Here is a 6,439-nt window from a genome sequence, read left to right as displayed (position 1 = left end):
CAGAACGACAAAGAAACCGCCGCCACCGCCCTTTCAAAGTGGATGGAAGAGGCAAAGAAAGGCGGGCAAAAGGAATGGCGTTACTGCTTGCGCGCCTACAACAACTGGTTCGAGGAGATCACCAACATCTTTGATTACCCGTGGAGTAACGGCTACGTGGAAGGAACGCACAACAAGATCAAGACGGTGAAGCGCGTGGCCTTTGGAATGCGTAACTTTCATCATTTCCGCACGAAACTGCTTTTTGTTTGTTCAAAAGATAAGTGAGTGAGGGTGTGTAGGAAAACAAAAAGGAGCCTAGTTTTTACTAGACTCCCCAATGGTTGACATAGAACCTTTTATTTCCGTTCTTTTCGCCCTGTTCTCGCCCTTTTGTTTTGAATCAAGGTGTAAATAATGAGCCCCGCCAGCGCGGCGGCGTAGATGCCTATCCAAATGGGCGTTTTAAAGCCGTCGTTTACGGCGCCGTAAAGTTTCATGGTGCCGAAGAGGAGAAAGAGAAAGGCCGCCAGATAGCTCAGCGCCCTGTGGGGAATTTTCTTGCCCAGGTATTTTCCCACGAGGATGCCGAAAAGGGACACGAGGATCATGGAGGAGACGGTGGCGAGAAAAATCACCGCCGGACGAGGGCTGTTCATGGCCAAGGTCATGGCCATAAGCTGGGTCTTGTCGCCTAATTCGCCGACGAAAAAGGCCGATGCCACGGTAAGGAGAGGCCCCATGGTGGTGGCCTTTGCCTTCTCCTCTTCCTCCGCCTCCTCCGTTTTAAGGGCGGACAGGCCGAAGAATAAAAACAAAAAGCCGGCGACGAGTTGCAAAAAGACCATGTCGCCGACAAAACCGGCGATGAAGACGGCGGCCAAAATGGCCAGGCCGTGGTTTAATCCGATCCCCAAGCCGACGCCGCCGAGCACCGTCTTCGTGGGGTAGGTGGTGGCGAAGGCCAGGGCTAAAAATTGCGACTTGTCCCCCATTTCGCCGATAAACACCATGACAAAGGCTTCGATAAATTCACGCAAAACAATGCTTCCCTTCCCCTATTCTGAAACTTACTTTCCTTCCTTCTCCTTGAGCAGGACGCACAGGGAAATCCCCGCATCGGGATCCACTTTCCCTTGGGCGGAGAAAAATACCGTGCCCGTAATGTAGATCTTGTAGGCGGAGCGTTCCTTTTCCCCTTCCAAGGTCAGGTCTTCGGGCTCGATTTCTTCTTTCGTTTCGCGCAAGATGCGGATCTTTTCGCGAACGTCTTTTAAATCCACGCTGATCGATTCGGTGTCGTTTAAATGAATCACGACGCTTCCGCGGATGCGCTCTGTCTTCAGGCCTTCCGAGACCGTCGGATCCATTTCCCCATAGGAGTCGACGAAGTAGATCTTGTCGTAGCCGGAAATATCCATGCCCTTCGCCATATCCATGGAGTAATTCAGATCTGTCACCGGGCCGCCGTTATCCGGAAGAAAGCCGTAGATCCGCTCCATGGCCTCGGAGGAATTGGCATCCCGCAAATAGGCCACGTGGGACACGTCGTGGTTGCGGGTCAGGTACTCGACGATTTCCTGAATCTCCCGCTTTTCTTTCACGGAGAGGTTTCCGGAAGGCACCACTTCCCCGCCTTTTAACATATGATTGGCCGCGAGAATGCGGTCCAGCCGCATTTTCTGAGAGCGATAGGCCACGCTATCGGCGCTGATGGGCCCGCCGAAGACGGATACCAAAAGCACTGCCGCCAAGGTCATGGGGAGAATCATGTGCAGCTCCCGCTTCTGAACGATGAAGTGGACCATGGCAAAGGCCACCCACAAACCCAGGGCGAAAATCATGTAGCGATTTTCCGTGAGGCCGTATTGATGCACCCGCAAAAACCAGGCGTAGTACATGAGGCCCAAAAGGGGCAGGGCCGCCGAGGGCATCGCCTTGCGGAAGTAATAGGCGGCGGTGCGGTCCCGATTGTGGTCCACCATAAAGAGCACGAAGACGGCGAGGGCCATGGGCCAAAGAATGAGGTTCACCACGCTGGTGGTGGGCAGCTCCTGCAAAATAATAATCTTCGCCATGTACAAATAAAGGAGCAGGACGTAAAGGCCCAGGACCGGCGCAAGAATATTGTTAAATAAATTGTTGATCACGTGGATCCCGGCGCCGTAATGGCTTCGGCCTTCTTCCACGACGCTGAGGCGAGAGAGAAAAATTGCCGCCATAAAGGGCATAAAGCAAATGGTGACGAGATAGGTAACCGTCGTGGAGAAATCGACGACGCCGAAGAGGACGTCCGCCCCCACGAGCAAAAGGCACATGGCCGCAAAGAGGACAAAGGCGTAGAGATAGGATACGGCGATTTCCATGATAATAATGAGGACATAGGTGGGAAAGCGGCGTTCGTCGCGAATCTTTCCGCCGCAAAAGACCATGAGCCCGGAGGCGGCGAAGAGAATCAAGGTGGGCATGGCGAAGTAGATGTCTACCCCTTCTTTTCTCATGGACGCCATGCGAAAGGTGCTTATGACGAGAAAAAGCAAAACACCCATCCAGGTGCCCAGCAAAAGGGAATGGAAGTTTTCACGATCCCTGGCGGTTTCTAAGTACAAATAGGCCGCCGTGGTAAGGAAAAAGCCGATGACACAGAGGGCAGCCAGAAGATAGGGCGAGGTTTTAAAGGCCGTTGCATCGCCCTTATGAAGCCACAAACATTGAAAGATCGCCGCCAAAAAAGCAAAGGCCATGGACAGGGGGAAGCGGCGAAAGGCCTCCTTCCCCTGTTTAAGCTCCTGAGCGATCAAGTGAAGCAATTTCATAGCTACCTCCTACATAATGGGGGCGAAGATGCGGAGCACGCGGCCGGCGGCTCGTTGGAAGTAATTGAATTCCATACACATATCCATGGTAAAGGGCGTGCATTCCTTGAGGGTTTCCTGAAAGTCCGCCTCCACCTTTCGGGCCATAGCCTGATCGTAAAAGTAGGCGCCGCATTCGAAGTGGAGAAACAGGGAGCGGTAGTCGCAGTTAATGGTGCCCACCACGGCCTTCCGATCGTCGGAGACGAAGCTCTTGGCGTGGATAAAGCCCGGCGTGTATTCGTAGATCTCGACGCCGTTTCGGATCAGCTCCTTGTAGTAGCTGCGGGTTACACGAAAGACGATTTTCTTGTCAGGAATGTGGGGCGTAATGATTTTTACATCGGTCCCCGTGTGGGCCAGGTGAATCAAATCGCTCTTGGTCTCGTCGTCGAGAATCAAATAAGGCGTCATAATGTGCAGATAATTCACCGCCTGATTCACCATGTCGTTGTAGACTTCTTTTCCCACTCGGTTCTTGCCGTAGGGGTCGTCGCCAAAGGGAATCACATAGCCCGTCTTCTTGCCTTTGTATTCTTCTTCCGGAGGCATAATGTAGGGCCGGAAGCTTTCCGGATCGTCGGCGTTTACATCCCACATGGACAAAAACATATTGGTGAAGGAGCGCACCGCCGCGCCGTAGATCGTGACCCCGGTGTCCTTCCACCGGCCGAAGGGGGCCGTGAGGTTAACGTATTCGTCGGCTAAATTGATCCCGCCGGTAAAGGCCACCTTGTTATCGATGACCAAAATTTTTCGGTGGTCCCGGTGGTTTTGGTACAGACTCAACACCGGCACGATGGGCTTAAAGACCCTGGTCTTAATGCCCAATTTTTCCATGGCCTGGGGATAGTTAATGGGCAGCTTCGTAAGTACCGCCGTGCCGTCGTACATAAGGCGCACTTCCACGCCCGCTTCCGCTTTGCGTTTTAAAATGTCTAAGATGCTGTCCCACATGTCCCCTTGTTGGACGATGAAGTATTCCATGAAGATAAATTTTTCCGCCTTCTCCAATTCTTCCAGCATGCGGTGCCAGTAGTCTTCGCCCAGAGGGTAATAATCGCATGCCCCGTTGCGATAAATGGGGAAATCCTCCTGATTCCACAAAAAGCGGGCCGTGTTGTAAAAGAGGGGATCCGCCTGACGTGTCTCTTCCATGATTTCGGGATCTTGGTGGTAGTAAGTAAAGTTTTTCTTCTTCGATGTTTCGAATTTTTCGGAAAACCAGCGGCGCATAATGTCCCACTTGCTCAAAATATAGAGAAAGGCGCCGAACAGGGGCAGGACGATCATGGTAAAGAGAAAGGCCACTTTGTACACCGGGTCGTTCCGTCGGTCGTTGACGATGTGCAGCCCCACCCCTAAATCCACGACGAAAAAGACCCATTGAAGCAGGTCTTCGTGCTCTTTTAAAAAATGCCCCACGGCATAAATGACGGCAAACTGTATGAAAAATAAAAAGCCGTAAAGAAATAGGGTGGTCAACACCCCGGGCAGAGAATTTTTTATTCTGAAGTGATTGGTAAAATCCGCGAAATCTTTCATCTTGTCCTCTTCTCTAAATTCCGCACGGTATCGGCGTCTTTGTGCATTTATTATAACACGCCTTGAAAAGGCATACTAGAAGCCCTGAAGCGAGGAAGATTAAAAGACTTCATTGACTTTTCTACGTTTTCGGCCGATTGTCCGGGTCTTATTCCATAAAAATAACCGCCGGATGACTCCGGCGGCTCAAATTAGTTTTCCGCATTGTTTAAGCGGTTAATGGCTCTCAACAGGGAAAGCTTGGCTTCTTTATAGCTTTGGCGATTCACATCTTCCCCCTTGGTGCGGGCTTCTTGAATCCATGCCTCGGCACGGTCTTTGGCCTTTTGCGCCCGGGTGGCGTCGATGTCGTAGGTCCACTCGAAGGCAGTGGTGGCAATGGTGACCACATTGTCTTTCATGGACACGTAACCGCCGTGCACGACGCCGATTTTTACGCCGCCGTCCATATAAACCTTCATGGTGTTGTAGGCCAGGGGCGTGACGATAGGCGCCGTATTTTCCATGAGCATCATATCGCCTAAGATCCCGCGAACGATGACTTTGTCCACCTGCTTTTCAAAGCCGTCGGCGTGGGGGGTCACCAGGCGCAGGTCGATCATTGTTCATCCCCTTCTTTCGCTTCTTCCCCTTCGGCCTGAACCGGGGCGGCTTGTGCTTCTTTTTCGGCTGCCGCGGCTTTTTCTAAAACTTCGTCGATGCCTCCGACAAAGAGGAAGGCGGATTCGGGCACGTCGTCGTGTTTGCCTTCTAAGATTTCCTTAAATCCCCGCACCGTTTCTTCGATGGGCACATACTTGCCGTCGATGCCGGTGAATTGGCTGGCGACGCTAAAGGGTTGGGACAGGAACCGTTGCACTTTCCGCGCCCGGGCCACGGTGATCCGTTGGTCTTCGGACAATTCTTCCAAGCCCAAAACGGCGATAATGTCTTGCAGGTCTTTGTACTCTTGAAGCACTTCCTGTACCTGACGGGCCACGGCGTAGTGTTCTTCGCCGACCACATTGGGATCGAGAATGCGGCTGGTGGAGTCCAAGGGATCCACGGCGGGGTAGAGGCCCATGCCGGCGATGTTTCTCGAAAGAACGGTGGTGGCATCCAAGTGGTTAAAGGTGGTGGCAGGCGCCGGGTCGGTTAAGTCGTCGGCGGGAACGTAGACGGCTTGTACCGAGGTGATGGAGCCTTTTTTCGTGGAAGTGATCCGCTCTTGAAGGGCGCCCATTTCCGTGGCCAGGGTGGGCTGATAGCCTACCGCCGAGGGCATGCGGCCTAACAGGGCGGAGACTTCACTCCCCGCTTGGGTAAAGCGGTAGATGTTGTCGATAAAGAGCAGCACGTCTTGGCCGGCTTCGTCGCGGAAGTATTCCGCCATGGTAAGACCCGTTAAGGCGACGCGCATCCGGCTTCCCGGCGGTTCGTTCATTTGACCGAAGACCAGGGCGGTTTTGTCGATAACCCCGGAGTCGATCATTTCGTAGTACAAGTCGTTCCCTTCGCGGGTACGCTCGCCGACGCCGGTAAAGACGGATATCCCCCCGTGTTCCTGAGCGATGTTGTGAATCAGCTCTTGAATCAACACGGTTTTGCCGACGCCGGCCCCGCCGAAGAGGCCGACCTTGCCGCCCTTGGCGTAGGGGCAAAGAAGGTCGATGACCTTGATCCCCGTTTCGTACACTTCATTGGACGTGTCCTGATCTTCGAAGGTGGGGGCCTTTCTGTGAATGGGCATGGTTTCATCGCCCTTTAAGGCGTCTTTGCCGTCGATGGGCTCGCCCAATACATTGAACATGCGGCCCAGGGTTTCCTTGCCTACGGGCACGGAAATCGCCGCGCCGGTATCTTTCGCGTCCATCCCCCGCTTCAGGCCGTCGGTGGCGCCCAGTGCGATGCAACGCACCACGTCGTCGCCGATGTGTTGGGCCACTTCCACGGTAAGGACTTCCTCGTCGTTTTGAATTTTAATGGCGTTTAACAGATCGGGCAGGTGATCCTGCTCGAATTGGATGTCTACAACAGGCCCGATGACCTGGCAGATCGTTCCTATATTCTCATGCATACCG

6 protein-coding genes are annotated in these 6,439 nt (G+C 53.4%); 1 reads left to right on the top strand and 5 read right to left on the bottom strand.

The features are described 5' to 3' along the window. A partial coding sequence (locus KO087_RS07560) for a transposase (protein WP_215508667.1) occupies nucleotides 1–267 on the top strand: 267 nt, incomplete at its 5' end. Between the two features lie 71 nt (nucleotides 268–338). Here KO087_RS07560 and KO087_RS07555 read toward each other — a convergent pair. From KO087_RS07555 to atpD, 5 genes are all read right to left on the bottom strand, one after another. Continuing rightward, the gene (locus KO087_RS07555; protein WP_215508666.1) at nucleotides 339–1,019 is read right to left on the bottom strand and encodes a TMEM165/GDT1 family protein; all 681 of its coding nucleotides are present in this window, start codon (nucleotides 1,017–1,019) and stop codon (nucleotides 339–341) included. 30 nt (nucleotides 1,020–1,049) lie between these two features. After that, nucleotides 1,050–2,795, bottom strand: coding sequence for a DUF4153 domain-containing protein (locus tag KO087_RS07550; protein WP_215508665.1), 1,746 nt, complete (start codon nucleotides 2,793–2,795; stop codon nucleotides 1,050–1,052). 9 nt (nucleotides 2,796–2,804) lie between these two features. Then, the gene (gene cls / locus KO087_RS07545) at nucleotides 2,805–4,379 is read right to left on the bottom strand and encodes a cardiolipin synthase (RefSeq protein ID WP_215508664.1); all 1,575 of its coding nucleotides are present in this window, start codon (nucleotides 4,377–4,379) and stop codon (nucleotides 2,805–2,807) included. A 191-nt stretch (nucleotides 4,380–4,570) separates the two neighbouring features. Continuing rightward, nucleotides 4,571–4,981: a F0F1 ATP synthase subunit delta/epsilon gene (locus tag KO087_RS07540; RefSeq protein ID WP_215508663.1), complete on the bottom strand. Its 411-nt coding sequence runs from the start codon at nucleotides 4,979–4,981 to the stop codon at nucleotides 4,571–4,573. Further along, a complete protein-coding gene (gene atpD / locus KO087_RS07535; protein WP_215508662.1) occupies nucleotides 4,978–6,435 on the bottom strand; it encodes a F0F1 ATP synthase subunit beta in 1,458 nt (485 codons plus the stop codon). Before atpD ends, KO087_RS07540 begins: the two co-directional genes overlap by 4 nt. Nucleotides 6,436–6,439: the final 4 nt, after the last annotated feature.

It is taken from the genome of Peptoniphilus rachelemmaiella (assembly GCF_943169845.1).
GTDB classification, from domain to species: Bacteria; Bacillota; Clostridia; order Tissierellales; family Peptoniphilaceae; genus Aedoeadaptatus; species Aedoeadaptatus rachelemmaiella.
This window is presented reverse-complemented; position numbering and strand designations above follow the sequence as displayed.

Bases quoted from the DNA above. Each gene is read 5' to 3' on its own strand.
- KO087_RS07550 (WP_215508665.1), bottom strand. From the start codon at position 2,795: ATGAAATTGCTTCACTTGATCGCTCAGGAGCTTAAACAGGGGAAGGAG.
- cls (WP_215508664.1), bottom strand. From the start codon at position 4,379: ATGAAAGATTTCGCGGATTTTACCAATCACTTCAGAATAAAAAATTCT.
- KO087_RS07540 (WP_215508663.1), bottom strand. From the start codon at position 4,981: ATGATCGACCTGCGCCTGGTGACCCCCCACGCCGACGGCTTTGAAAAG.
- atpD (WP_215508662.1), bottom strand. From the start codon at position 6,435: ATGCATGAGAATATAGGAACGATCTGCCAGGTCATCGGGCCTGTTGTA.